This is a genomic window from Herbidospora yilanensis (assembly GCF_001570565.1).
GTDB classification, from domain to species: domain Bacteria; phylum Actinomycetota; class Actinomycetes; order Streptosporangiales; family Streptosporangiaceae; genus Herbidospora; species Herbidospora yilanensis.
This window is the reverse complement of record NZ_BBXE01000048.1, coordinates 1-26,877: the sequence shown is the minus strand read 5'-3', so window position 1 is coordinate 26,877 and position 26,877 is coordinate 1. Positions and strand designations below refer to the sequence as shown.

General features: G+C 71.2%; 23 protein-coding genes. 17 read left to right on the top strand and 6 right to left on the bottom strand.

Translation table 11 applies throughout. The annotated features are described in order from the left end of the window. Window positions 1-18 precede the first annotated feature (18 nt). The 6 genes from pheS (at window position 19) to AW273_RS33685 (ending at window position 10,390) form a co-directional block, all read left to right on the top strand. A complete protein-coding gene (gene pheS / locus AW273_RS33710) occupies window positions 19-1,155 on the top strand; it encodes a phenylalanine--tRNA ligase subunit alpha (RefSeq protein ID WP_439648650.1) in 1,137 nt (378 codons plus the stop codon). Next, entirely contained in the window at window positions 1,155-3,707 is a 2,553-nt protein-coding gene (locus AW273_RS33705; protein WP_062357362.1) for a phenylalanine--tRNA ligase subunit beta, read from the top strand. The genes pheS and AW273_RS33705 overlap by 1 nt, the downstream gene beginning before the upstream one ends. Before the next feature lie 223 nt (window positions 3,708-3,930). Then, window positions 3,931-5,715 carry an ATP-binding protein gene (locus AW273_RS33700; protein ID WP_062357359.1) on the top strand — a complete coding sequence of 595 codons (1,785 nt, stop codon included), beginning with the start codon at window positions 3,931-3,933 and terminating at the stop codon, window positions 5,713-5,715. Further along, window positions 5,715-7,748 carry an ATP-binding protein gene (locus AW273_RS33695; protein ID WP_062357356.1) on the top strand — a complete coding sequence of 678 codons (2,034 nt, stop codon included), beginning with the start codon at window positions 5,715-5,717 and terminating at the stop codon, window positions 7,746-7,748. The genes AW273_RS33700 and AW273_RS33695 overlap by 1 nt, the downstream gene beginning before the upstream one ends. A 507-nt stretch (window positions 7,749-8,255) precedes the next feature. Next, entirely contained in the window at window positions 8,256-9,416 is a 1,161-nt protein-coding gene (locus AW273_RS33690) for an SUMF1/EgtB/PvdO family nonheme iron enzyme (RefSeq protein ID WP_062357354.1), read from the top strand. Next, window positions 9,413-10,390 (top strand): MvdC/MvdD family ATP grasp protein, encoded by a 978-nt coding sequence (locus AW273_RS33685; RefSeq protein WP_062357352.1) that lies wholly within the window; start codon window positions 9,413-9,415, stop codon window positions 10,388-10,390. Before AW273_RS33690 ends, AW273_RS33685 begins: the two co-directional genes overlap by 4 nt. A 43-nt stretch (window positions 10,391-10,433) precedes the next feature. Here AW273_RS33685 and AW273_RS33680 read toward each other — a convergent pair whose 3' ends face one another. Together AW273_RS33680 and AW273_RS33675 are read right to left on the bottom strand one after the other, a co-directional pair. After that, window positions 10,434-10,655: a hypothetical protein gene (locus AW273_RS33680; RefSeq protein WP_062357350.1), complete on the bottom strand. Its 222-nt coding sequence runs from the start codon at window positions 10,653-10,655 to the stop codon at window positions 10,434-10,436. A gap of 72 nt (window positions 10,656-10,727) precedes the next feature. Next, window positions 10,728-11,165, bottom strand: coding sequence for a hypothetical protein (locus AW273_RS33675; RefSeq protein WP_062357348.1), 438 nt, complete (start codon window positions 11,163-11,165; stop codon window positions 10,728-10,730). Between the two features lie 117 nt (window positions 11,166-11,282). Between AW273_RS33675 and AW273_RS33670 the strand changes: the two genes are divergently transcribed. Next, a complete protein-coding gene (locus AW273_RS33670; RefSeq protein WP_062357346.1) occupies window positions 11,283-12,368 on the top strand; it encodes a helix-turn-helix domain-containing protein in 1,086 nt (361 codons plus the stop codon). A 55-nt stretch (window positions 12,369-12,423) separates the two neighbouring features. On the opposite strand, the gene AW273_RS33665 is transcribed toward AW273_RS33670, so the two are convergent. The 4 genes from AW273_RS33665 to AW273_RS33650 form a co-directional block, all read right to left on the bottom strand. Next, the gene (locus AW273_RS33665; RefSeq protein ID WP_062357343.1) at window positions 12,424-12,915 is read right to left on the bottom strand and encodes a RyR domain-containing protein; all 492 of its coding nucleotides are present in this window, start codon (window positions 12,913-12,915) and stop codon (window positions 12,424-12,426) included. 21 nt (window positions 12,916-12,936) lie between these two features. Beyond that, on the bottom strand, window positions 12,937-14,232 hold the full coding sequence (locus tag AW273_RS33660; protein WP_232327727.1) for an MFS transporter: 1,296 nt from the start codon (window positions 14,230-14,232) through the stop codon (window positions 12,937-12,939). A gap of 46 nt (window positions 14,233-14,278) precedes the next feature. Next, entirely contained in the window at window positions 14,279-14,626 is a 348-nt protein-coding gene (locus AW273_RS33655) for a nuclear transport factor 2 family protein (protein ID WP_062357340.1), read from the bottom strand. A 78-nt stretch (window positions 14,627-14,704) separates the two neighbouring features. After that, on the bottom strand, window positions 14,705-16,378 hold the full coding sequence (locus AW273_RS33650) for a class I adenylate-forming enzyme family protein (RefSeq protein ID WP_062357339.1): 1,674 nt from the start codon (window positions 16,376-16,378) through the stop codon (window positions 14,705-14,707). Between the two features lie 184 nt (window positions 16,379-16,562). Here AW273_RS33650 and argC point away from each other — a divergent pair, with 184 nt between their 5' ends. From argC to AW273_RS33600, 10 genes are all read left to right on the top strand, one after another. Continuing rightward, entirely contained in the window at window positions 16,563-17,585 is a 1,023-nt protein-coding gene (gene argC, locus AW273_RS33645; protein WP_062357337.1) for an N-acetyl-gamma-glutamyl-phosphate reductase, read from the top strand. A 31-nt stretch (window positions 17,586-17,616) separates the two neighbouring features. Further along, window positions 17,617-18,768, top strand: a complete 1,152-nt coding sequence (gene argJ, locus AW273_RS33640; RefSeq protein ID WP_062357335.1) for a bifunctional glutamate N-acetyltransferase/amino-acid acetyltransferase ArgJ — start codon at window positions 17,617-17,619, stop codon at window positions 18,766-18,768. Beyond that, the gene (argB, locus tag AW273_RS33635) at window positions 18,765-19,646 is read left to right on the top strand and encodes an acetylglutamate kinase (RefSeq protein ID WP_062357333.1); all 882 of its coding nucleotides are present in this window, start codon (window positions 18,765-18,767) and stop codon (window positions 19,644-19,646) included. Before argJ ends, argB begins: the two co-directional genes overlap by 4 nt. Next, a complete protein-coding gene (locus AW273_RS33630) occupies window positions 19,643-20,818 on the top strand; it encodes an acetylornithine transaminase (RefSeq protein WP_062357331.1) in 1,176 nt (391 codons plus the stop codon). The genes argB and AW273_RS33630 overlap by 4 nt, the downstream gene beginning before the upstream one ends. After that, the gene (gene argF, locus AW273_RS33625; protein ID WP_062357329.1) at window positions 20,811-21,728 is read left to right on the top strand and encodes an ornithine carbamoyltransferase; all 918 of its coding nucleotides are present in this window, start codon (window positions 20,811-20,813) and stop codon (window positions 21,726-21,728) included. Before AW273_RS33630 ends, argF begins: the two co-directional genes overlap by 8 nt. Then, window positions 21,725-22,240 (top strand): arginine repressor, encoded by a 516-nt coding sequence (locus tag AW273_RS33620; RefSeq protein WP_083950252.1) that lies wholly within the window; start codon window positions 21,725-21,727, stop codon window positions 22,238-22,240. The genes argF and AW273_RS33620 overlap by 4 nt, the downstream gene beginning before the upstream one ends. An 83-nt stretch (window positions 22,241-22,323) precedes the next feature. After that, window positions 22,324-23,721: an argininosuccinate lyase gene (argH, locus tag AW273_RS33615; RefSeq protein ID WP_062357435.1), complete on the top strand. Its 1,398-nt coding sequence runs from the start codon at window positions 22,324-22,326 to the stop codon at window positions 23,719-23,721. Continuing rightward, window positions 23,703-24,308 carry a DNA-3-methyladenine glycosylase gene (locus tag AW273_RS33610; RefSeq protein ID WP_062357324.1) on the top strand — a complete coding sequence of 202 codons (606 nt, stop codon included), beginning with the start codon at window positions 23,703-23,705 and terminating at the stop codon, window positions 24,306-24,308. The genes argH and AW273_RS33610 overlap by 19 nt, the downstream gene beginning before the upstream one ends. A 106-nt stretch (window positions 24,309-24,414) precedes the next feature. Continuing rightward, a complete protein-coding gene (gene tyrS, locus AW273_RS33605; RefSeq protein ID WP_062357322.1) occupies window positions 24,415-25,674 on the top strand; it encodes a tyrosine--tRNA ligase in 1,260 nt (419 codons plus the stop codon). An 85-nt stretch (window positions 25,675-25,759) separates the two neighbouring features. Then, entirely contained in the window at window positions 25,760-26,554 is a 795-nt protein-coding gene (locus AW273_RS33600) for a tetratricopeptide repeat protein (protein WP_062357319.1), read from the top strand. Window positions 26,555-26,877: the final 323 nt, after the last annotated feature.

The following is a 26,877-nucleotide window of genomic DNA, read 5'->3' as shown; positions in this document are numbered from 1 at the left end:
GATGAAACACCCCTTAGAATCAGGGGCCGCCATTCCGGCCCTGGATACGGAGTTCCCTTGTCTGATTACGACCCGGTCGAGGTGACACCGCTGCACGCCGACGAGCTGGCGCGCGCGGAGGCCGATGCCCTCGCCGCCATCTCCTCGGCCGCGGATCTCGACGAACTGAAGCAGGTCAGGCTGGCCCACGCCGGCGACCGGTCCCCGATCGCGCTGGCCAACCGGGAGATCGGCGCGCTGCCGCCGGCCGCCCGTGCCGAGGCCGGCAAGCGGATCGGCGCCGCCCGCAAGGCCGTCGGCGAGGCGCTGGCCGTCCGCCAGACCGAACTGGAGGCCGAGCGCGACGCTCGGGTGCTGGTCGAGGAGACCGTCGACGTCACCCTCCCGTGGGACCGCGCGCCGCGCGGGGCCCGCCACCCGCTGACCACGCTCCAGGAGCGGATCGCCGACTGTTTCGTGGCCATGGGCTACGAGGTCGCCGAGGGCCCCGAGCTGGAGGCCGAGTGGTTCAACTTCGACGCGCTGAATATCGCGCCCGACCACCCGGCCCGCTCCGACCACGACACCTTCTTCGTCGAGTCGGTCAAGTCGGGCAAGGTGCTGCGCACCCAGACCTCGCCGGTCCAGATCCGCGCCCTGCTGGAGCGCCCGCTGCCGGTCTACGTCATCTCGCCCGGCAAGGTGTTCCGCACCGACGAGCTCGACGCCACCCACACCCCGGTGTTCCACCAGGTCGAGGGGCTCGCGATCGACAAGGGCCTGACGATGGCCCACCTGAAGGGCACGCTCGACCGGTTCGCCGAGGTCATGTTCGGCGAGGGCATCTCGACCCGGTTCCGGCCCAACTACTTCCCGTTCACCGAGCCGTCGGCCGAGATGGACCTGCGCTGCTTCGTCTGCCGCGGCGCGTCCTCCGTGCCGGGCAACCCGCCGTGCCGGACCTGCAAGTCCGAGGGCTGGATCGAATGGGGCGGCTGCGGCATGGTCAACCCGCGGGTGCTGATCGCCTGCGGCGTCGACCCCTCGGTCTACTCCGGGTTCGCGTTCGGCATGGGCATCGAGCGCACCCTGATGTTCCGCCACAACGCAGAAGACATGCGCGACATGGTCGAAGGCGACATCCGCTTCACCCTGCCGTTCGGAATGGAGGTCTGATGAAGGTCCCGCTTTCGTGGCTGCGGGAGTACGTCGATCTCCCGCCCGTCACCGCACACGAGATCGCCGACAAGCTCACCGCCGCCGGTCTCAAGCTGGAGGCCATCGCCTCCCACGGTCACGACCTGAAGAACGTGGTCGTGGGCAAGGTCATCGAGATCGAGGAGCTGACCGGCTTCAAGAAGCCGATCCGCCACTGCCTGGTCGAGGTCGGCGAGGCCGAGCCGCGCGAGATCGTCTGCGGCGCGACCAACTTCGGCATCGGCGCGGTGGTCCCGGTCGCGCTGCCCGGCGCGGTCCTGCCGGGCGGGTTCGAGATCGCCTCCCGCAAGACCTACGGCCGCCTGTCCGACGGCATGATCTGCTCCGAGGCCGAGCTCGGCATCGCCGAGTCGTCGCCCGGCATCCTGCTGCTGCCCGACGACACCCCCCTCGGGGCCGACGTCGTCGAGTTGCTCGGCCTGCGTGACGACGTACTGGAACTGGAGATCACCCCCGACTGCGGCTACGCGTTGTCGATCCGCGGCGTGGCCCGCGAGGCGGCGACCGCGTTCGGGGTGCCGTTCCGCGACCCGGCCGCGCTGGAGCTCCCGGTTGCCGAAGGGGTCACCCACCCCGCGGAGATCGGCGACCCGACGGCCTGCGACCGGTTCGTGCTGCGTGCCGTGTCCGGGTTCGACCCCTCGGCCGAGTCGCCGCTGTGGATGCGCGTGCGGCTCACGCGGGCCGGCATGCGCCCGGTCTCGCTGGCCGTCGACGTCACCAACTACGTGATGCTGGAGCTCGGCCAGCCGCTCCACGCGTTCGACCGGAACACCATCCGGGGCGGCATCGTGGTGCGCCGCGCCCTGCCGGGCGAGCGCCTGGAGACCCTCGACCACGTCACCCGTGACCTGGCCGAAGACGACATCCTGATCACCGACGACTCGGGCGCGATCGGGCTGGCGGGCACCATGGGCGGCCTGTCGACCGAGATCTCCGGCTCGACGACCGACATCGTCATCGAGGCGGCCCACTTCTCCGCCACCGGCGTGGCCCGCATGTCGCGGCGGCACAACCTGGTGTCCGAGGCGTCCAAGCGGTTCGAGCGCGGCGTCGACCGCGAGCTGCCGCTCGCGGCGTCGTGGCGCGCCGTCCAGCTCCTCACCGAGCTGGGCGACGGCGTGGCCGAGCCCGGCGTGACCCACGCGCAGGTAGACGTGGCGCCCGTGTCGATCACCATCCCGTCGGGTCACCCGGCGCGGGTCGCGGGCGTGCCCTACTCCCGCGAGACCGTGGTCACCCGGCTGGAGCAGGTCGGCTGCCGCGTCGTCGACGGGGTCGTGGAAGCCGCCGAGGGTGGTCGCGGCGTGGCCGCCACGGGCGTGGTGACCAGCGGCGACCTGGCCGCGAAGCTGGCCGTGACGGGCGACGACCCGATCACGGTCTACCCGCCAAGCTGGCGTCCCGACCTGACCGACCCCAACGACCTGGCCGAAGAGGTCATCCGGCTGGAGGGCTACGACACGCTGCCCTCGGTGCTGCCGGGCGCCCCGGCGGGCGCGGGCCTGACCGAGACGCAGCGGCTGCGCCGCCGGGTCGGCCGTGCGCTGGCGCTGTCGGGCTACGTCGAGGTGCTGTCCTACCCGTTCATCGGCGGCCGTGACCTCGACAACCTGCAGCTTCCCGCCGACGACGACCGCCGCCGCGCGACCCGGCTGGTCAACCCGCTCAGCGAAGACGAGCCGTTCATGCGGACCACGCTGCTGCCGGGCCTGCTCAAGACGCTGGTCCGCAACGTGGGCCGGGGCTTCGCCGACGTGGCCCTGTTCGAGACGGGCCTGGTCTACCGCCCCGGCGCCGACGCCCCGGAGACGGCGCCGATCCTGACGGTGGAGCGCCGTCCGACCGGCGAGGAACTGGCGCTGTTCGCCGCCGCCCTGCCCGAGCAGCCGGTCCGCGTCGCGGCCGTGCTGGCCGGGGAGTTCGAGCGGTCCGGCTGGTGGGGCCAGGGCCGCGCCGCGACCTGGGCCGACGCGATCGAGGCGGCCCGTGCGGTGGCCCGCGAGGCGGGCGTCACGCTGGACGTCCGCGCCGACCGGCACGAGCCGTGGCACCCGGGCCGCTGCGCGGCCCTCTACGCGGGCGACGTCCTGGTGGGCCACGCCGGCGAACTGCACCCGCGTGTCGTGGAGGCCTTCGGCCTGCCGAAGCGCACGGCGGCGATGGAGCTCGAACTGTCCCGCCTCGCCGCCCCGGCCCCGGCGCAGACCCCGTCGATCTCCGCCTACCCGGTGGCGACCCAGGACGTCGCGCTGATCGTCCCCGCCGGCACCCCCGTGTCGTCGGTGGAGGCCGCGCTGCGCGACGGCGCGGGCGACCTGCTGGAGTCGGTCCGTCTCTTCGACGTCTACGCGGGCGCGCAGGCGGGCGAGGGCAACAAGTCCCTCGCCTACACCCTGCGCTTCCGCGCCCCCGACCGGACTCTGACGGCCGACGAGATCGCCGCCGCCCGCGACGCGGCGGTCGAACTGGCCGCCGCCCGGGTCGGAGCCCGCCTGCGCGGGGTCTGATCACCACTGCGGACGACACCGCGGATAACACCGCGGAAGACGAGGGCGCCGGGTCTCCCGGCGCCCTCGTCGCCGTCGTGGGCGCTGCCCTCGCGACCTTGCCACCCGGAGGAACAAAAGGACTCCCGGGTGGAAGAGGTGTGTTCCCCGGACAGCAGGGAGCGTCAGGCAGACGCGACGTCACCGGCCTACGATGGCCCGGCCGAGGGGGCAGGTGATTGTCATGTCCGGAGACGGGCTGGTCGGCAGAGACGCCGACATGAACGGGATCGAGGAGGCTTTCCGGCACACGCGCCTGGTCACCCTGACCGGGCCTCCCGGTGCCGGGAAGACCGCGCTGGCGCGGGTCGTCGCGGCCGCACGCGGCGCGCGGGTGGTCGACGCCGACGCGGGGCCCGCGGCGCTGGCCGAGATCGGCGGGTCGGCGGAGGAGTTCCTGGTCGTCGACGGCTGCGACCGGGCGCTGGAGCTGCTGGTGCCGTACATCGGGGTGACGCTGCAGCGGCGGCCGGGGCTCTCGATCCTGGCGACGTGCCGTCAGTCGCTGGCGCTGCCGGGGGAGCGGGTGGTCGCGCTCGGCGAACTGGCCCCCGCCCACCGCGTCGAACTCCTCGCCCGGCTGGGCGTGACGGCGCCGCCCGAGCTGCTCCGCCGGGCCGACGGACTGCCGCTGACGCTGGTGCTGCTGGCGGCGGCGCTGAGACGCGGCGAGACCGAGGGCCCGCTGCTCGACCTGCTCCAGGACCCTTACCACGACGGCCCGCTGCGCCACGCCGCCATGCGGACCGCGATCGGCTGGAGCCACGAGCACTGCACCCCCGGCGAACGGCTGGTCTGGGCCCGCGCCTCGGTGTTCGAGGGCGGCTTCGACCTGGAGGCCGCGCAGGCCGTCTGCGGCGAGGGCGGCGGCGACGTGACGCCGGCCGTCGCGGCGCTGGTCGACAAGTCGCTCGTGGTGCGGTCGGAGACCACCGAGGGCGTGCGGTTCCGCCTGCCCGCGACCGTCCGCGCGTTCGGCGCCGAGTGGCTCGGCCGGGCGGGTGAGCGCGCGGCCACCGAGCACCTCCACTTCCGGCACTTTCGCGGCCTCGCCCGGCGGGCCGAGGCCGAGTGGCAGGGCGGCCAGCTCCGCTGGTACCGGCGCATGCGCCTGGACCGCGGCAACCTGATCAGGGCCCTCGACTCCCGCCTGGCCGATCCCGGGGGCGCCGACGACGCCCAGGATCTCGCCGGCACCCTGTGGTTCCTCTGGGCCTGCTGCGGCCTCCAGCGGGAAGGCGCCGCCCACCTGGCCCGCGTCCGGCGGGCGGGCGGATCCCCCGGCCCCGAACGGGACAAGGCGCTCTGGACCGCCGCCTGGCTGCACGCCGCGCTCGGCGACCCCGACGCCGCCGAAGAGGCCCTCTACGCCTGTACGGACCAGGGCCCGCCCCGCCTGACCCAGGTGTCGGCGTGGGTGGCCGCCCAGCGGGGCGCGTTCCCCGAGGCGCTGCGGCTGATCAGAGACGCCCGGGAGGGCCACCGCAGAGACGCCGACCTGTTCCCGGGCTTCCTGCCGAGCTACCCGATCATCGCCACGACCCTGCTGCGCATGGGCGACCTGGCAGGCGCGGTCAGGGTGCTGCGCGAGGGCCGCGAGTTGTGCGTGACGACCGGCGAGATCTGGACCCGCTCCCACCTCGACCACCTGCTCGCCCAGGCCGAACTCCTCCAGGGCGACGACCGGGCCGCCCTGGAGTCGGCCCGCGGAGCCCTGACCCTGGCCCGCCGGTTCGGCGACACCGCCGCGTCGGCGGCCGGGGTGGAACTGGTCGGCGTGCTGACCCGCGACGGCGCGTTGCTGGCGTCCGCCGACCGGGCGTGGGCCGAGATGGAGGGGCTGCGATCACCCGTGCTGGCCGACATCAGAGATCGTGCCCCGGCGATCGCCGCCGCGCCCGGCCTCGATCTCGACGACGCCGTCGACCTGGCCCTGAACGCGGGCCCGCCGACGGGAGGGGAGGCCTGATGGCCGTCAACCTGCCTGCCGAGACCAGCAGCTTCATCGGGCGCAAGGACGAGCTCGACCGGCTGGCCGGCCTGCTGGCCGAGTCGTGCCTGGTGACGGTCACCGGGCCGCCCGGGGTCGGCAAGACCCGCATCGCGCTGCGGGCCGCCGCCGACTGCGCCGAGAGTTTCCCCGACGGGGCCTGGTTCGCCGAGTTGTCGCCCGAGCAGGACGCCAACCTGCTGGCCAGCGTCGTGGCCCGGTCGCTGGGGCTGCGGGAGCAGTCGACCCGGCCCTACGAGCAGGTGCTGGCCGAATACCTGGCCGGGAAGCGGCTGCTGCTCGTCCTGGACACCTGCGAACACCTCGTCGGCGCCTGCGCCGCCCTCGTCGACGGCCTGCTCGACGTGGCGCCGGGGTTGCGGGTGCTGGCGACCAGCAGGGTTCCCCTGGACGTGCCGTCGGAGAAGATCCTGGAAGTCGCCCCGTTCGCCCGCCCCGAACCCGAGTCCGACGACCTGCTCGGCTACGACGCGGTGCGCCTCTTCGTCGAGCGGGCGACCGACCGGATCCCCGGCTGGCAGGCGGGCGACAGCGCGCTCATGGCCGTCGGGCGCCTGTGCCGCCGCCTCGACGGCATCCCCCTCGGCATCGAGCTGGCCGCGGGGCACCTGCACGCCCTGTCCGCCGAGGAGCTGGCCGACCGGCTCACCGACCCCTTCGACCTGCTCACCGCCGGATACCGGGGCGGCCCGGCCCGGCACCGGAGCTTCCGCACCGCCGTCGGCTGGAGCCACGAGTTGTGCACCCCGCGGGAACGGCTGCTCTGGGCCCGCCTGTCGGTGTTCGCGGGTTCGTTCGATGAGAAGACCGCCCAGGCCGTGTGCGCCGACGACCGGCTGCCCGACGTCGGGCGGGTGCTGGCCGAACTGGTCCGCAAGTCGATCGTCGTCCGGAAGGGCGACCGGCACCGGCTGCTCGACGGCATCCGCGAATACGGCCGCGAGTGGCTGCGCGAACTCGGCGAGGAGCGGGTGATGCGCACCGCCCACCTGGCCCACTACCGGATGATGGCCGCCCGCCTCGACCGCGAGTGGTACGGCCCCGACCAGCTCCAATGGGCCGACTGGGCGGAAGCCGAGCTGGCCGAGATCCGGCTGGCCCTCGACTACGGGATCAGCCACGGCGGCACCGCCTGCCTCGACCTGGTCTCGTCGTGCTGGATCATCTGGGGCGCGCTGGGCCAGATGCGCGAGGGCCGCTACTTCGTCGAACGGGCCCTCGCCGCCGGCCCCCGCGAGGGCTCGTCCTACGCGCGGACGTTGTGGGTGCTCGGCTGGATCTCCCTGTTCCAGGGCGACATGGGCCTGGCCGAACGCAGCTCCCGGCAGTCCCTGGCCGAGGCCCGCCGCATCGGCGACGTGGAGGCGATGGGCCACGCGCTGGTCCGGCTCGGGGGAGTGCGCCTGTTCAGCGGCGCCCCGCACAAGGTCGAGGAGCTCATGCAGGAGGCCCGCACCCACCTGACGGCGGCCGGCGCGACCGACACGATCGACGACCTGGTGATGGACGGCGGCCAGGCCATGGCCTTCATCTTCCTGGGCGACCTGACCCGCGCCTGGGGGGTGCTCCAGGACATGCACACGAAGTCGCGGAGCAGGGGCGAGATCTGGATGCGCGCCTTCGGCGACCTGTTCCGGTCGCAGCTCATGCTGGCCCGCGACGAGGTCCAGGGCGCCGACCGCGCCGGCCGCGAGTCACTGGCGGTGAAGTGGCGGCTGAACGACGTGCTGGGCGTCGCGATGGGCGCCGACCACCTCGCGACCGTGACCATGGCGCTGGGCGACGCCCGCTCGGCGGCCTGGATGCACGGCGCGGCCGAACGGTTGTGGTTGACGTTCGGGCTGACGGCGATGGGGTCGGACGAACTCGCGGCCCCCCGGGTGGCGACGGCGGAACGGGCCCGGCTGGTGCTGGGGGACGAGGGCTACGAGCGGGCGTTCGAGGAGGGGTTCGCGGCGTCGCTGGAGGAGGTGCGCGAACGCCTGTCCTGAGACGGACCCCTGGGACCGGACATGTGGGGTGTGTGGCTCTGTCCGTCCGTGGCCGAGGATAGCTGACTTCGCTCGCTGACCCGAGGTGGCAACAGAAGTCGGATATGGCCGAAACCCTGACCTCGGCCAGGAGATAATGCGGGTGCGGGTGAGCCGGTCGCCAGGTACCGGACGGGGAACGCGTCTCTCAAGCAGGCCGGCGGCAGGTGTTTCCCGCAGAAACTCCAGTTCACCGAGCGCCTCGCCGAAGTCGTCGCCGGCCTTGGGGACGGCCGAACGAAACGGTTCGGCATCAAAGGCGAGGAACGGGATCCCTATTTTGGGTCACGCCGCCGCTCCGCTTCGAATGCAATCTCGACGCAACTGGCTATCCTGCAATGGCAACGGGGAGATCAAGCGTCTCTCCGGCCCCACTCCACAACGCCGGGAAGGCGGCTGGATCGGCGTCGGCGCGGGTATGCTGAAGACGGGCCGCCTGCCAGATCGTCCTGGCCTGAGGAGCGTTTCATGGGAAACCCGTTGAAGGTTTTCGTGTCCTACAAATGGGACACGGAGGAAAGTGATTCCTGGGTCAAGACTTTCGCCGAGACCCTGCGAATGGCGGGAATCGACGCGAAACTCGACCGATGGGAGATCCGGGGCGGCGATTCCGTCATCGACTACATGGCGTCGCGAATCCGAGAGGCGGACATCGTCCTCTTCATCATCACCGACCGGTCGGTCAAGGCGGTCGAATCGGCTGATCCCGGTGGCCACGTCAAGTTCGAGATGCAAATGGCCACAGCCCGCCGGCTCGCTGGCGAGAACATGCGGCTCATCGGAATCTACCGCGAGGGCAGTGCCCCGCCCATCCACCTCCGCGACCACCTCTACGTCGACTTCCGGGACGACGCGCAGTTCCACGGTGCGATGACCGAACTCCTCGACGACCTGCTGGGCCGTATCGTCCCGCCGCCGGTCACCCGGCCGATCGACATCGAATGGGTCAGGGTCGAGGGCGGCGGCTTCGTCATGGGCACCCCGGCGGTCCCGGGCGCCGACCTGAGCGAATCGATGGAGAGCCCGTCCCGGCTGGTGACCATCTCCCGTCCGTTTCTCCTGTCGAAATATCCGATCACCCAGGGGCAGTATGAGGAACTTCTCGGCGTGGCCGCGAACATCTCCTACTTCCGGAACAACCCCAACCGCCCCGTGGAGAATGTCGACTACGAAGACACGCAGCGATACATCCGAGCGTTGAACCAAAATCATCTGGGAATGACTCATCGGCTGCCCACCTCGGCCGAGTGGGAATTCGCCTGCCGTGCGGGCACGACGGGCAGTTACCACTTCGGTGACGATGAGACGCTGCTCCCACGGTTTGCCTGGTACGAAGACAATTCAGGTGGGCAGACGCATCCCGTCGGATTACGCGAGGCCAACCCCCTGGGGCTGCATGACATGATGGGCAACGTATGGGAATGGGTCTCCGATTGGTTCGAACCCTACGCCGACCAGGCCGACGATCTGGTCGATCCGCAGGGCCCGAAAACCGGCAGGTGGAAAGTCATGCGCGGGGGCGGCTGGAACAACGACACGGAATGTTGTCGCTCCGCTTATCGAACCGCCAATGACCCTGGTGGGCGATACCGGGGCATCGGCTTCCGAGTGGTCCGGGAGATCCCATGACCGATGTCCGACTGCTGTTCATCGCCGAGGAGAACACCGAGACGCGGCGGATCCAGAAGCATTTTCCGGCCGGATCCTGGCTCCATGTCTCGCCCTTGTGGCTGGAGCAGGGGAATTCGTTCTGCTGGCGGGAGACGGGGACTGACTCCGTGCTCGAGTTCAACGAACTTCGCGTCGACGCCAGCGTTATTCGAAGTGCCTATTACAGCCCCGGTGCCCGATTGAACCCTTCGGGGCTGATCGAGCAGGGCCCCCTCAAGGTCTCCGGTCTTCTCGACGACGCCTACGCCGAATTCGGCCTCGAAGAGACGGTCAGCGGGTTCGTCGGCGGATTGCTGACCTTACCGGTTCGCTGGATGAACCATCCGTTGCACGGCAGAAACGCGGAATACAAGCTGCCGCAACTGGCCATGGCGCGGGCGCTGGGGCTGAGGGTCCCGCGTACCTGTGTTTCCAGTGACCCTGATCGGTTGCGTGACTTCTGGGCGGAGAACGACGGACGAGTGATCACCAAGAACGTGAGCTCCTACTCCGGCTGGAAGATCTCAGAGAGAATCGCGGCCATCACCAGACAGGTGCATCGCCACGACCTGGAGGGGCTCGTGCTGGCCCCCCGTATTCCCACCCTCTTCCAGGAGATGATCCCGGCCGCGGTGGACCTGCGCGTGACCGTGGTAGGCGAGGAGGTCTATGCCGCCGCCATCCATAGCCAGCAGGGCGCCAGCACCCTCGACTGGCGTTTCGACTACACCGTGCCGATGACGAAGTTCACGCTCGACGAGAGCGTCGAGAGTGCGCTGCGATCGATGATGCGCGACCTCGGCCTCACCTACGGAGCGGCCGACTTCAGGGTCACCCCCGAAGGTGAATACGTCTTTCTGGAGATCAATCCCGCCGGTATATTCGAGTTCGTTGAAGAGCTCGCCGGGCACCCGATTTCATCGTCCATCGCCGGCTGGCTACTGCAGAAATAGAAATGCCCGCACCGGGAAACGGTGCGAGCATTTCGCGGTGATCTCAGAGCCCGAGCATGTCCGCCTTCGTGCCGCTGAAGAGGATTTCCTCCCACTTCATCGTGCCCGACTTGCCGTGCTCCTGAATTTCACACATCTCCTGATAGGAGATCTCGCCCGCCTGGCCCGACGGGTGCATACGCTTGGGCAGCCGGAATTTCACCGGCTCCTTGGCCTGCAGGTTGAGGACGAACGGAATGCCCGCCCCCAGGATGCGTTCGTTCATTTCCCATCCTTGGCTTCCGCTGGATGCTTACATCTGAATTATCGTCTTTTCTGCGCCAGTGCCGCGTGACCCTTAGGTTACAACTCTCATACCTGGGTAAAGATCATTAATGTAGCTGACTACAGTCGAGCCGGCGGCGAGCGCAAGGTCCATGCCTGCCGCCCAGAGGACCGACCTCGCATACGCGTCTTCGAGCGACGGCCTCCCAGGGCCGGAGCTGAGGTCGATGCGGCCGGCGGGGAACCCGACGAGCCGGGGGGTCATCAGGTTCACCTGGTAGCCGCACCCGTCGAAGAAGGCGAACAGCGTGTACGCCCGCCCTACGCTCGTCTGAATCTTGTACATCCAGCCCTGGTCGACGAACACCGTGTTCCGAGGCATGTACGCAGCCACGTACCGCGCGTCGTCCCCCTCCCATACGCCGCCGATGCGGGAAAGAGGCTGGTCAGACGGAGGGTCGGAGGTGTAGATCTCTCCCTCCCGCCCTACGCGCACCTCGCTGAGATTCATCTGGCCACTCCTGCGGGCTTCTGTCACGCTTGATCTCAGTCTGCGGGACCGGCCCGGGACCCGCCGGGGTTGCCCGGTTGACTGCGGCGAACGGGCAACCCTGCAAAAGGGGGCGCGATGACCTTCGGCGAGAAACTCCGCGACTACCGCACCCACGCCGGGAAATCGCTGAACGTCCTGGCCAGGGAATCGAGCTGCTCCAAGTCCTACCTGAGCCGCCTCGAATCGGGTGAGCGCCGGCCCAGTCCCGAGGTCGCCGCACATCTGGATACGCTGCTCGACGCCAAGGGGGCGTTGCAGGCAGCGGCCAGAGACGATCGCGGGCGGCTGCACCCGAAGCTCGTACACGGAGCGGATGAGGCGGCCTACGGCGACGTACTGCTGACGTTGTGGGAACTCGGGCGCCGTCGCCCCGCGCGACTTGTGCTCAACATGGTGCGAGCCACGGTCGCCGACCTGGACGGCGCCCGCGCCGCCGACGTGGCCGGGGTGGCGGCTCATCTGACGGAGTATGCGAGCTGGATGGCCCAGGAGTCGGGTGACACCGCCGATGCGTTCACCTTGATCACCGCAACCGCCGATCTGGCCCGCCGTGGCAGTGCCCGCGACCTGGAGGCGTACGTGTGGGTGCGCCGCGCCGAACTCCTCATGGACGATCCCCGCCAAGCCGCCGAACTGGCCGCCGGCGTCAGAGGGCACCGGGGGGTGTCGCCGCGTATTCAGGGGCTGGCCGCGCTCACGCAGGCCAAGGCGCTCGCTCTCACCGGGCCCTCCCGCGCCGTGGAGGACGCCCTGGACGCGGGAGCCGCGCTGCTGACCCAGCCGGGTGAACTCGGTCCTTACCCGGTGGGGCCGTCCACGGTCGGCGACGAGGCCGCGGCGGCCGCCGGCTGGAGCCTGTTCGATCTCGGCCGTACTGCCGGCGCCGTCACACGCCTCACTACCGCGATCGACGGTTCCCCGCCCGACGGGCACCGCGCCCGCAGCCTCCTCGGGGCCCGCCTGGCCCGGGCCCACCTCGACCTCGGCGACCTGAAACAAGCCGCGGCGGTGGTGCGCACGGCTCTCGACATGGCTCGCCGCACCGGTTCGGCATCCGCTCGCGCCGAACTGCGACTCTTCGCCCGTGACCTGCGCCACTGGGCCGGTGACCCGCTCGCGCAGACCCTCCGCGCGGAGATCGCCGTCGGCCTCACCGGCTAGCGCCGCACCCGCTGTCACCAACGCCCCGCCAGTGACGCACAGACCGGCACCGGATTCAGAGCACGGCCTCAGCCGGGCCGCGGACGATGCGCAGGCCCGCCACCGCCAGCACCGCCGGAAGGGTGCGCAGCGTCGAGCGGTCCTTGTCGCGGGCGTCCTCGGTCAGCCGTTCCCACGGGACGAGGTCGGGGTGCCGCCGCGCCTCCGCGTCGTGGACCGGGCCGGGCCGCCAGCCCGCCGCCAGGCGGGCCAGCGTCCAGCGCACGTGTTCCATCCGGGCCAGGCGTTCGATCTCCACGTCGGTCAGCGCGGCGGGGGGCAGGTCGCTCCGCCGGGTCAGGCGGCAGCCGACGGCGGCGAGTTTGCGGGGGACGTCGCGGGCGTGGGCGCGGCTGTCGGCGCGCAGCAGGCGGGGCAGCCGGTCCCAGGTCACCAGGGACGCGTTGGTCGTCTCGTCGTCGCCGGCGGCGCGGCGGGTGCGCAGGTAGTGGTCATGGACGGCGCGGGCCAGGTCGTCGATGGCCGTCTCGCTCAGGGGGTCCGGCATCCGTCCATCTTGGCGGAGAGCTCACGCGGTCGCCCGCGCGACCCGTTGGGCTTCGGCGTGTTCGTCGGTGCGGGCGTCGTACCGGCGGAACTTCGGCAGGATCGCGGCCATGGCCAGCACGCCGCCCATGCACAGCAGGCCGCCCGCGCCCAGCGAGAAGCGGGTGCCGCCGAGTTCGGCCATGGCGCTGGCGCGGGCGTTGCCCAGCATCGGGCCGGTCGAGTACGACAGCAGTTCGATTCCGGCCAGGCGGCCCCGGTACTCGTCGGGGATGGTCTGGTTCCAGATCGTGCCGCGGAAGATGCCGCTGATCATGTCGGCGCCGCCCGCCAGGGTCAGGAAGACGACCATCAGCCAGATGTTCGGCATCACCGCCGCCACCGCGACGGCCGCGCCCCACAGCAGGGCCGCGACGATGACCGCCAGGCCGTGCCGGTGCACGTGGGCCGTCCACCCCGAGGTCACCGAGGCCAGCACCGAGCCGATGCCGGCCGAGGCGTAGAGCAGCCCGAGGGCGATCTGCTCGTGCTCGCCGCCGAACTGCTCGGCCATGAACGGGTAGAGCGCGTTCGACATGGCGAAGAACATGGCCGCGATGTCGACCACGTAGGTGCCCATCAGGTCGGGGCGGCGGACGGCGTACCTGACCCCCTCGACGAGCGAGGCCAGGGACGCCGGCTGGGTGACGGCCGCCCTGCGGGTCATCGGGGCCACCCGGAACAGCAGGACCAGCGAGATCAGGAACGTGACCACGTTGATCCCGTACGACAACGCGACGCCGAACGAGACGACGATCAGGCCGCCCAGGGCCGGGCCGGCGACGCCTCCGGCGCTTCTGACCAGGCCCTGGATGGCGAAGGCGGCGCCCATCTGGTCGAGCTTGAGCACCTGGTTGATCACGGCCTGCTCGCTGGGACCCCGCACGCTGTACAACCCGGCGGTGAGCGCGCCCACGACGTACAGAACCCAGACCTGGGGGTTCGGGAGGAGGGCGTTGACCATCAGCATCAGGGCGGCCAGGCAGAGGCCGATCTCCGTCGAGATGATGATCTTGCGGCGGTCCATCGAGTCGGCGATGGCGCCGCCCCACAGGCCGCAGACGACCATCGGGACGAACTCGGCCACGCTCACCAGGCCCACCGCGACGTAGGAGCCCGTGAGCTCCTTCATCTGGTAGGGCACCGCGACCAGCGTGATGAACGACCCGAACATGGTGATCGCGGCCGACCCCAGCAACAGCCGGAAGTCGCGGGACGCGCGGAGCGGGCTGACGTCCATCTTCAGGCGTCGCAGCAGAGCGAGGGAACTATTGGCCACGAACGGCCAGATTGGCCGATTCGGCGGGTGAGCCGCAACTCGATATTCAGTCGAAGAACCCGAGCTGCAGCACGATCCGGTCGCCGTCGAGGACGAGCACGTCATAGCCTCGCACGACCGGCTCGCCTCCCTCGGGACCGATCGTCCAGGTGAACCGCAGCGTGTCGTGGTGGCCGTCGAGGATCTCGCCCCGCGTCAGCGGCATGCCCGGGAACCGCTGGTGCACCTGCCCGATGAAGGCGCTGATCTGGTCGTGCCCGGTCACGTCGGCGAGGGGGTCGGCGAAGCGCGCGGTCTCGGTCCACGACGCGGCGACGGCCTTGGCGCGGGCCTCCGGGTCGGTCTCGTTCCAGGCCACGAGGCTGCGGTCGACGATGGCGGCGTAATCGGTCATGGGATGGTCCTTCCGGTACGAGGCGGGAACGACCCCAACGTCCCATCCGCCCGTGCGGGCGGTCGATTACGTCCCAGGTCACGCTCCTCGGACAGGCGGCTCCGCCGGCCCGGGCCGGCCCTCCAGGACCTGCCGCCGCAGCACCGTCTTGAGGATCTTCCCGCCTGGGTTGCGCGGCAGCTCCTCCTCGTGGAACCAGAACCGCACCGGGATCTTGAACTCGGCCAGCCGGGTCCGCAGGAACGCCCGCAGGTCCCCGGCGGTCACCGGGCTGGTGACCCGCACCACCGCGCCCACCTGCTCGCCGAGCTCGTCGTCGGGGATGCCGATGACGGCCGCGTCGTCGATCGCCGGATGCTCGAACAGGGCCGCCTCGACCTCGGCGCAGTAGACGTTCTCGCCGCCCCTGATCACCATGTCCTTGGCCCGGTCGACGATGTAGACGAAGCCCTCCTCGTCGACGCGGGCCAGGTCGCCGGTGTGCAGCCAGCCGTCCACGATCGCCTCGGCGGTCGCGTCGGGCCGGTTCCAGTAGCCCATGATCACCACGGGCCCGCGCATGCAGAGCTCGCCGACCTCGCCCCGGGGCAGTTCCCGGCCGCCGGGGTCGCAGATCCTGACGTCCATCACCGCGAGCGGGCGGCCGATGCTGTCGGGGTGCGCCGCGTACTCGCGGCCGCTGTTGTAGATCGCCAGGGCGGTGGTCTCGGTCATGCCGTAGCCGTTGGACGGGGTGCGGTCGGGCAGCAGCGCGGTGACCCGCTCCAGCAGCTTCGGGGGAGCGGGCGCGCCGCCGTAGGAGATCGCCGTCAGCGACGAGATGTCGTGCTTGCCGAGAGCGGGATGGGAGAGCAACTGCCAGGCGTTGGTGGGCACCCCGCTCATCACCGTCGCGCGCTCCCGCTCGATGAGCTCCAGGGCGCGTCCGGGGTCCCACTTGTACATGAGCACCAGCCCGCCGCCGGTGAACATCGTCGTCATCAGCACCGCGAAACACCCGGTCGCGTGGAACAGCGGCACGGTGAGCAGGGTGTTGCGGCGCTGACCGGCGCTCTCGGCCGGGTCCCTGCCGGCCATGGCGACGCCGCGCATCATCGCGTACGCCACCGTCATCGGCGCCTGCCCGAGGTTGCGGTGGCTGCCGAGGGCGCCCTTCGGACGGCCCGTGGTGCCGGAGGTGTAGAAGATGGTCGCCGGGTCGTCGGGGGAGAGCTCGACCGGGGGCAGCGTGGTCTTCTCGTCGGCCAGGACGTCGTCCCAGTCGCGCCCGCCCTCGAAGGAGCCCCGCCGCGTGACGATCAGCGGGACGCCGGCCACCCGGCCGGCGCGCTCGCCGTCGGTGACGACCAGGCGGGCGCCCGAGTCGCCGAGCGCGAAATCCAGCTCGGCCGCCGTCCACCACGCGTTCAGCGGCACCGCGATGGCCCCGATGGCCAGCACGGCCGAGAAGGAGACGATCCACTCCGGGTAGTTGCGCATCGCGATGGCCACCCGGTCGCCCTTGGCGATCCCCGAGTCGCGCAGCGCGTGGGCCAGCGTCGCGGTGGCGCGGAAGAACTCGGCGTAGGTGAGGCGCTCGTCCTCGTACACGACGAAGGTCTTGTCGCCGTGGAAGACGGTGGTCTCCAGCATGGCCCGGAACGTCGCCGGCGCGTGTTTCCAGATCCGGACCCCGCCGGGGGTCCGCGTCATCTCGAACAGTTGCCCCGGGGCGGTCAGCGCCGCCTGCGCCTGGTCATGCGAGATCGTCACGAGACGTCACGATACCGACCGGTAGGTACGGATCCAAGCGACCACCTCACAACGTTCGGCGGCCTTCAGTGTCATCTCGCACAATGAACCCCGGCTTGCATGATCATGTCGGCCGATGCATAATCTTCAGGAAGCAAGAAAATGTGAACCACTGCATGAACATGCAAAACCATCGGGGGGCGGGATGAAGGCGGCCATCGCCGGCGCCAGCGGATACGCCGGGGGCGAGCTGCTCCGGCTGCTGCTCGGGCATCCGGAGATCAAGATCGGCGCGGTCACCGCGGCGTCCAGCGCGGGCACCCGCCTGGGGGCCCACCAGCCCCATCTCGTGCCGCTGGCCGGGCGGGTCATCGAGCAGACCACCCGCGAGACCCTGGCCGGGCACGACGTCGTCTTCCTGGCCCTGCCCCACGGCGAGTCGGCCGCCCTGGCGGCCCAGCTCGGAGACGACACCCTGATCGTCGACTGCGGCGCCGACTTCCGGCTCGCCGACCCGCTGGCCTGGGGTGAATTCTACGGCGGCGTCCACGCCGGCACCTGGCCCTACGGCCTGCCCGAGCTGCCGGGACAGCGCGACCTGCTGGCCAAGGCCAAGCGGGTGGCCGTGCCCGGCTGCTATCCGACCACCGCCACGCTGGCCCTGTTCCCCGCCTTCGCGGCCGGGCTCGCCGGGCCCGACGTCGTCGTGGTCGCCGCCAGCGGCACCTCCGGCGCCGGGAAGTCCCCCAAGTCCCACCTGCTGGGCAGCGAGGTCATGGGCGCGGTCAGCGCCTACGGCGTCGGCGGCGTCCACCGGCACACCCCCGAGATCGAGCAGAACCTCTCGGCCGTCGCCGGGCAGCCGGTGACCGTCTCCTTCACGCCCACCCTCGCGCCCATGCCGCGCGGCATCCTGGCGACCTGCGTCGTCCCGGCCGCGCCGGGCGTCACGCCCGAGTCGCTGCGGGAGGCGTACGAGGAGGCCGTCAGGCACGAGCCGTTCCTGACGCTGCTGCCCGAGGGCGTCTGGCCCTCGACCGCGATGACCCTGGGCGCGAACACCGCCGCCCTCCAGGTCACGCTCGACCGGCGGGCCGGGAGGATCGTGGCGCTGGCGGCGATCGACAACCTCACGAAGGGCACCGCGGGCGGCGCGATCCAGAGCGCCAACCTCGCGCTCGGCCTGCCCGAAGAGCTCGGCCTCCCCGTCGCCGGGGTGAGCCCGTGATGTCCGGTTCTGGAGATGAGGAGACCTCGCCATGAGCGTGACCGCCCCCCTGGGCTTCCGGGCCACCGGGATCAACGCCGGGATCAAGCCCGGCGAGCACCGTGACCTCGCCCTGGTCGTCAACGACGGCCCCTCGCGCGCGGCGGCGGCCGTCTTCACCCGCAACCGCGTGAAGGCCGCCCCGGTCATCTGGTCGCAGCAGGTCGTCAGCGGCGGCCGGGTCAAGGCCGTGGTGCTCAACTCCGGCGGCGCCAACGCCTGCACCGGCCCCGCCGGGTTCCAGGACACCCACGCCACCGCCGAGAAGGTCGCCGAGGTCATCGGCGACTCGGCCGGCGAGATCGTGGTCTGCTCGACCGGCCTCATCGGCGAGCGGCTCCCCATGGACGAACTCCTCGCCGGCGTCGCCGACGCCGCCGGGCAGCTCTCCCGCGACGGCGGGGTGGCCGCGGCCGACGCGATCCGCACCACCGACACGGTCAGCAAGATCTCCTTCCGCCGGGGCGACGGCTACATGGTCGGCGGCATGGCCAAGGGCGCCGGCATGCTCGCCCCCGCCCTGGCCACGATGTTGTCGGTGCTGACCACCGACGCCGACCTGACCTCCGAGGAGTGCGACACCGCGCTGCGGGCCGCCACCGAGGTCACCTTCGACCGCCTCGACGCCGACGGCTGCATGTCGACCAACGACACCGTGCTGCTGCTGGCCAGCGGCGCCTCCGGCGTCCGGCCCGACCTGGCCGAGTTCACCAGGCGCCTCACCGAGGTCTGCGCCGACCTGGCCCGCCAGCTCCTCGTCGACGCCGAGGGCGCCTCCAAGGCCATCGCCATCGAGGTCGTCGGGGCCGCCTCCGTCGCCGACGCCGTCGAGGTCGGCCGCGCGATCTCCCGCAGCAACCTGTTCAAGTGCGCCATGCACGGCGAAGACCCCAACTGGGGGCGCGTCCTGTCGGCCATCGGCACCACCCAGGCCGAGTTCGAGCCCGACCGGCTCAACGTCGCGATCAACGGCATCTGGATCTGCCGGGGCGGTGCGGCCGGCGACGACCGCTCCAAGGTCGACCTGCGCCCGCGCGACATCCACGTCACCGCCGACCTGTCGGCCGGTCCCCACTCGGCGACCATCCACACGACCGACCTGACGGCCGAGTACGTGCACGAGAACTCGGCGTACAGCTCATGACCCCGTTGCAGAAGTCCGAGGCGCTGATCGAGGCGCTGCCGTGGCTGGCCCGCTTCCAGGGCGCGGTCGTCGTGATCAAGTACGGCGGCAACGCCATGACCGAGGAGCACCTGCGCGAGAAGTTCGCCGACGACGTCGTGTTCCTGCGCTACGCCGGGCTGCGCCCGGTGATCGTGCACGGCGGCGGCCCGCAGATCAACGCCGCCCTCGACCTCCACGGCATCGCCTCCCACTTCACCGCCGGGCTCCGGGTCACCACGCCCGAGGCCATGCAGGTCGTCCGGATGGTGCTCGTCGGCCAGGTCAACCGCGACGTGGTCGGGCTGGTCAACCGGCACGGCCCGTTCGCGGTCGGCCTGTCGGGGGAGGACGCCCACCTGTTCACCGCCGCCCGCAAGCACGCGGTCGTCGACGGCATCCCGGTCGACATCGGCCAGGTCGGCGAGATCGTCGAGGTCAACCCGGGCGCGGTGCGGGCCCTGCTGGCCGACGGGCGGGTGCCGGTGGTGTCCTCGATCGCCCGGGGTCACGACGGGCAGATCTACAATGTAAACGCCGACACCGCGGCCGCCGCGCTCGCGACCGCGCTCGGCGCGGCCAAGCTCGTGGTCCTCACCGACGTCGAGGGCCTGTACGCCGACTGGCCCGCCAGCGACAAGGTCATCCGCCGCATCACCGCGGGGGAGCTGGCACGAATGTTGCCGACGCTGTCGAGCGGCATGGTCCCGAAGATGGAGGCCTGCCTGCACGCCGTCCAGGGAGGAGTGCCGCAGGCCCACGTGGTCGACGGGCGGCAGCCCCACGTCCTGCTGAGCGAGATCTTCACCGACGAGGGCATCGGCACCATGGTCCTGCCCGACGAAGGAGACACCCCATGATCAGCCTGTTCGACCGCTTCGAGGCGGCGTTCATGCCGAACTACGGCGTGCCGCCGGTCGCCCTGGCGCGCGGCGAGGGCTCGGTGGTCCGGGGCATCGACGGGACCGAATACCTCGACATGTTCGGCGGCATCGCCGTCAGCTCCCTCGGCCACGCCCACCCGGCGCTCGTCGAGGCGGTGTCGAAGCAGGTCGCGACCCTTGCCCACACCTCGAACCTGCTCCTGCACGAGCGCGAGGTCGAACTCGCCGAGAAGCTGCTCTCGCTCCTGGGGGCTCCCGGCCGCGTCTTCCTGGCGAACTCGGGCACCGAGGCCAACGAGGCCGCGCTGAAGCTGGCCATCAAGTACGGGAAGTCCACCGGCCGCAGCTACTTCGTCGCCGCCGAGATGGGCTTCCACGGCCGCACGCTGGGCGCGCTCTCGCTGACCGGCAAGCCGTCGATCCGCGACCAGTTCGGCCCGTTCCCGCTCGACGTCCGCTTCGTCCCGTACGGCGACGCCGACGCCCTGGCCGCCGCCGCCGTCGACGGCGGCTGCGCGGCGGTCTTCCTGGAGCCGACCCAGGGGGAGGCCGGAGTGGTCCCGCCCCCCGACGGCTACATGGCCAGAGCCCGCGAGATCACCAGGGCCGCCGGCGCGCTGCTGGTCGCCGACGAGATCCAGTCGGCCATCGGCCGGACCGGCCACTGGTTCGCCCACCAGGCCGACGGCTACCTGCCCGACGTCCTCACCCTGGCCAAGGGCCTGGGCGGCGGCCTCCCGATCGGCGCGTGCGTCGGCTTCGGCCCGGCCGCCACCGTCTTCGAGAAGGGCGACCACGGCTCGACCTTCGGCGGCAACCCCGTGTCGTGCGCGGCCGCGCTGGCGGTGCTCGGCAACGTCGACCTCGCCCACGTCCGGGCCGTCGGCGCCGAACTCCGCGACGGCATCGAGGCGATCTCCCACCCCCTGCTGAAGGGGGTCAGGGGACGGGGCCTGTGGCTGGCCGCCGTCCTCACCGAAGACCGGGCCGCCCAGGTCCAGGCCGCCGCCCAGCGGGCCGGATTCCTGGTCAACGCCGTGCAACCCGACGCGATCCGGCTCGCACCGCCGCTGGTGATCACCTCGGCGCAGGTGCGGAGCTTCCTGACCGCGTTCCCGTCGATCCTGGATGAGGCCGCCGATGGCTAGACACTTCCTGCGCGACGACGACCTGTCGCCCGCCGAGCAGGCCGACGTCCTCGACCTCGCCGAGGCCATGAAGAAGGACCGCTACGGCTACCGGCCCTTCGAGGGCCCGCAGACGGTCGCGGTCCTGTTCGACAAGCCGTCCACCCGCACCCGCATCTCCTTCGCGGTCGGCGTCGCCGAACTCGGCGGCAACGCTCTGATCATGGACCTGGGCACCTCCCAGATGGGCCGGGGCGAACCGATCGAGGACACCGCCCGGGTGCTCGACCGGCAGTGCTCGGCGATCGTGTGGCGGACCGCGGGCCAGGAACGGGTCGAGGCGATGGCCTCGGCCAGCCGGGTGCCCGTCGTGAACGCGCTGACCGACGAGTTCCACCCGTGCCAGGTCCTCGCCGACCTGCTGACCGTCCGGGAGCGCCGGGGCGGCCTGCGCGGCGTCACGCTCGCCTACTTCGGCGACGGGGCCAACAACATGGCCCACTCCTACCTGCTGGGCGGGGCCACGGCCGGGATGCACGTGCGGATCGCCACGCCCGCCGCCTACGGTCCCGCGGCGGAGGTCGTCGAGAAGGCCGGGCGGATCGCCTCCGAGACCGGGGGATCGGTCGAGGTGCTCGCCGACCCGCACGCCGCCGCCTCGTCGGCCGACGTGCTGGCCACCGACACCTGGATCAGCATGGGCCAGGACGGCAAGGACGCCCGCGTCGCGGCTCTGTCGCCCTACCAGCTCAACGCCGATCTGCTCGCCCTCGCCGCGCCCGAGGCGATCGTGCTGCACTGCCTGCCCGCGTATCGTGGCCTGGAAATCTCGGCCGACGTCATCGACGGGCCCCGCAGCGCCGTCTGGGACGAGGCCGAGAACCGTCTGCACGCCCAGAAAGCGCTGCTCCACTGGCTGGTGAACCGATGACGATCCCGCTCACCAAGGCCGCCCGGCACGCCAAGATCGTCGAGCTGCTGACCCGCAACAAGGTCAGGTCGCAGCCCGAACTGGCCCGCCTGCTGGCCGAGAGCGGGGTCGAGGTGACCCAGGCGACCCTCTCGCGCGACCTCGACGAGCTGGGCGCCCTGAAGCTGCGCACCGACGACGGCACGCTCGTCTACGCGGTGCCCGGCGAAGGCGGGGAGCGGGTCCCGATCTACCGGACCGCCACCCCCGCCGAACAACCCGAGGTCCGGCTGCGCCGGCACGCCGAGGAACTCCTGGTGTCGGCCGAGGCGTCGGCCAACCTGGTGATCCTGCGGACGCCCCCCGGCGCGGCGCAGTTCCTCGCCTCCGCGATCGACCACGCCGGATGGCATTCCGTCCTCGGCACGGTCGCCGGAGACGACACGATCCTGGTGATCAGCCGGGATCCCCTGGGCGGGGACGCCCTGGCGGCGGCGTTCCTGCGCCTGACCGCCCGCAACAAGGACCAGTGACCATCTGCATCGGCTAAGGTCGCCGATTGGACACGAACGTATTCGAAGGGTGGGCGTTTGCGGTGAGCTCGGAACGGAAGCCGATGCGGCTGTGGGGTGGCCGTTTCGAAGGGGGGCCGGCCGACGCGCTGACCCGCCTGTCGGTGAGCGTTCACTTCGACTGGCGCTTGGTGCCCTATGACCTGATGGCGTCCCGCGCCCACGCCCGCGTGCTGAACCGGGCCGGTCTGCTCACCAACGACGAACTCGGCCGCATGCTGGCCGCGATCGACGACCTGGAGGCCGCCTGCAAGGCCGGCGAGTTCCGGCCCACGGTCGCCGACGAAGACGTCCACACGGCCCTCGAACGCGGCCTGCTCGAACGCCTCGGCACCCTCGGCGGCAAGCTGCGCGCCGGCCGGTCGCGCAACGACCAGATCGCCACCGACCTGCGCCTCTACCTGCGCGACCACGTCCGCACCATCGTGTCGCGCGTCGTCGACCTGGAGACCGCGCTGATGAGCCAGGCCGAGGAGCACGCCGACACAGCCGCCCCCGGCATGACCCACCTCCAGCACGCCCAGCCGGTCTCCTTCGGCCACCAGTTGCTGGCCCACGTCCACCCGCTGACCCGCGACATCGACCGGCTGCGCGACTGGGACAAACGCGCCGCCGTCTCGCCGCTGGGCTCGGGCGCGCTGGCCGGCTCCTCGCTGCCGCTCGACCCGGTCGCCGTCGCGGCGGAACTGGGCTTCGACTCGGCCGCCCCCAACTCGATGGACGCCGTCGCCGACCGCGACTTCGCCGCCGAGTTCCTCTTCGCCGCGGCGATGATCGGCATCCACCTGTCGCGGCTGGGCGAGGAGATCGTCCTGTGGGCCTCGCAGGAGTTCCGCTGGATCGAGATGGACGACGCCTACTCGACCGGCTCGTCGATCATGCCCCAGAAGAAGAACCCCGACGTCGCCGAGCTGGCGCGCGGCAAGTCGGGCCGCCTGATCGGCTCGCTGATGACGATGCTGACCACGCTGAAGGGCCTGCCGCTCACCTACAACCGGGATCTCCAGGAGGACAAGGAGCCCGTGTTCGACGCGGTCGACACCCTCAACCTGGTGCTGCCGGCGATGGCGGGCCTGGTCTCCACGATGCGGGTCAACACCTCGCGGCTGGAGTCGAGCGCGCCCGACGGCTTCGCCCTGGCGACCGACCTGGCCGAGCTGCTGGTCCGCAAGGGCGTGGCCTTCCGCGACGCCCACGAGGCCGTCGGCCACCTCGTCGTCTGGTGCCAGGTCAACGACAAGGACCTGGGCGACCTGACCGACGAGGAACTGCTGAAGGTCTCGCCGCACTTCACGCCCGATGTGCGCGACGTGCTCAGCGTCCCCGGCGCGCTCGCCGCCCGCAAGGCCCGCGGCGGCACCGCGCCCGACCGGGTCCGCGACCAGCTCGCCGACCTCCGCGACCTCGTCGACGCGCAGGCCGCATGGGCGACTGGGGCCTGAGCCTCGACCGGTCCTTCTTCGACCGGCCGGCCCATGAGGTGGCCCCTTCCCTGCTGGGGAAGGTGGTCGTCCATGGGCCGGTGGCGGTCCGCCTCACCGAGGTGGAGGCCTACGGCCTCCCCGGCCAGGATCCCGCCTCGCACACCTACCGGGGCCTGACCCCGCGCAACGCGGTCATGTTCGGGCCGCCGGGGCATCTCTACGTCTATTTCACGTACGGGATGCACTACTGCGCCAACGTCACCTGCCTGCCGCCGGGAACGGGCTCGGGGGTGCTGCTGCGGGCGGGCGAGATCGTCGACGGTGCCGACGTGGCGGCGGAGCGGCGGGGGCCGGCCGTGAAGGCGCGGGACCTGGCCCGGGGTCCGGCCCGGCTGGCGGTGGCCATGGCGTTCGGCCGGGATCACAATGGCGAAGACGTCATTGCCGGAAATATCCGCGTATATGAGGGTTCGCGAGTTCCGCCGGAAAAAGTGATGGAAGGGCCGCGGACCGGCGTGTCCAGCGGGAGAGAGGTGCCGTGGCGGTTCTGGCTCGACGGCGACCCCACGGTCTCGCCCTACCGGGCCCACACGCCGAGACGCTGACCTGCGCCGACGGGCCCCACGCGGCTTATCGTGGCGACGCGGCCCCGCACCGGCCGATAGGGTTTCTTGCGACTCCGTACCGGATATTCACCGAAAGCCAGGAATCGTGACCGACATCCTCGATGAGCTCGAATGGCGCGATGTGACCGCGCAGACCACCGACCTCGAAGCGCTGCGCAAGGCGCTGGCCGACGGTCCGGTCACGGTCTATTCGGGGTTCGACCCCACCGCGCCGTCGCTCCACGTCGGCAACCTGGCCACCCTGCTCATCCTGACCCGCTTCCAGCGGGCCGGCCACAAGCCGATCGGCCTGGTCGGCGGCGCCACCGGGCTCATCGGCGACCCGTCGGGCCGCAGCACCGAACGCTCGCTGAACAGCGAGGACGTCGTCGCCGACTGGGTCAGCCGGATCCGCGTCCAGTTGGAGCGGTTCCTGTCGTTCGAGGGCGCCAACGCCGCCCAGGTGGTCTCCAACCTCGACTGGACGTCCGAGATGTCGGCCATCCAGTTCCTGCGCGACATCGGCAAGCACTTCCCGGTCAACCGCATGCTCGGCCGCGAGTCGGTCTCCGCGCGGCTCGCCGGCGAGGGGCTCAGCTACACCGAGTTCAGCTACCAGATCCTCCAGGCCAACGACTACCTGGAGCTCTACCGCCGCAACGGCTGCACCCTCCAGGTCGGCGGCAGCGACCAGTGGGGCAACATCACCGCCGGCACCGACCTGATCCGGCGCGTCGAGGGCGCCCACACCCACGCCTACACCGGCAAGCTGATCACCAAGGCCGACGGCACCAAGTTCGGCAAGACCGCCGGCGGCGCGGTCTGGCTCGACCCCGCGCTGACCTCGCCCTACGCGTTCTACCAGTACTGGCTGAACGCCGACGACCGCGACGTGATCCGCTTCCTCAAGGTCTTCACCTTCCTGGAGCGCGGCCGCATCGAGGAACTGGAGCAGGCCGTCGCCGAGCGCCCGTTCGCCCGCGAGGCGCAGCGCGCCCTGGCCGAAGAGCTGACCACGATGGTCCACGGAGCCGACGAGGTCACCCGCGCCATCGACGCGTCCAAGGCCCTGTTCGGGCAGGGGTCGATCCAGGATCTCGACGCCCCGACGCTCGCCGCCGCGCTGGCCGAGGTCCCCAAGGCCACCGCCTCTCTCGGTACGACCTACGTCGACCTGCTGGCCGAGAGCGGCCTGGCCAAGTCGAAGTCGGAGGCCCGGCGCGCCATCAAGGAGGGCGGCGCCTACCTCAACAACGTCAAGGTCACCGACGAGGAGTACGTCCCGACCGCCGACGACCTCCTGCACGGCCGCTTCCTGGTGCTGCGGCGCGGCAAGAAGACGCTGGGGGGCGTCGAGATCGCCTAGTCCTGTGTGAATTCGTACACAGAACTTCTGAGTGCTCCGCCCTATCGTTGCCACACCCCTCCCACCAGCGACGATAGGTGAGCGCATGTTCGACCGTGATGTGACCGCGCTCGGCCCGGTGATGGCCGAACTCGTCGAATGCAACCGCCCGCTCGCCGGGGGCGACCCGTCCCCGGCGCTGCGGCTGCGGCGCGGCATCGCCTACGGAGCCGCCCGCGACCACCGCGCCGCGCTCGCCGAGCTCGCCGTGGCGGTGACGGGAGACCTCTCCGAGGAGGACCTGGCCGCCGCCCACCGCCGCCGCGCGGTCCTCCTCTGCCGCCTCGGCGAACACGCCCAGGCCGAGATCGCCGCCACGCGGTCGCTGGCGGTCCGCCTCACGGCGGCCGGGTACACCGCCCGCGCGATGCCCCGCTGCCTCGGCGGCGACCTTCAAGGCGCGTGGGCCGACACCGAACGCGCGCTGCTGCTCGACCCGTCCTACCCGGGCGGGCACGCCGTGCGCGGCCGGGTCTTCCTCGCGCTCGGCCGTCCCGCCGACGCGCTGGCCGACTTCGACGTCTCCACCAGGGCCGAGGCCTACGACGGCGACGCCCGGATCGACCGCGCCGAATGCCTGCTCATCCTGGGCGAACCGGCCCGCGCGGTGGCCGCCTGCGGGTCCACCCTCTGCGGGTGCACCTGCTGCGCGCCCGCGCCAACCTGGCTTCGGGCGACCCGATCGCCGCCCTGGCCGACTGCTTCCGCGCCGCCGCGTCGTCGCCGCATTCCCCCGAGGTGTACGAGGTCCGCGCGGAGGCCTACCAGGCGGCCGACTGCGCCGGCGACGCGTCCGCCGACCTGGCCCGAGCGGCCGAACTCCGCGCCGCATGAAATGTGACCCGGGTAACAGTCGTGTCGCCCAATAGTCATCGGAGCCTTTAATAGGTGCTCTGACCTGGGGAAACGCCGTGTGGACGCTGATTTGACGCAAGGTTCCGGGTTGCCTAATGTTCTCTTCGCCCCGGGAACACGGCAGCGCCGGAACCCAGGGACATCCCACCGAGCTCAACCCGCCGGAGACGGCGATTGGACACGGGCAAGATGATGAAGTAAGCTTGAAGGGTTGCGCCAGAAACGGCGCGGTCCGCTCCGGTCGGATCTGATCGGGAACTGCGGTAAAGTTGAATCACCGCCCAGCAAGTATCTGTGGGCAGACGTGTG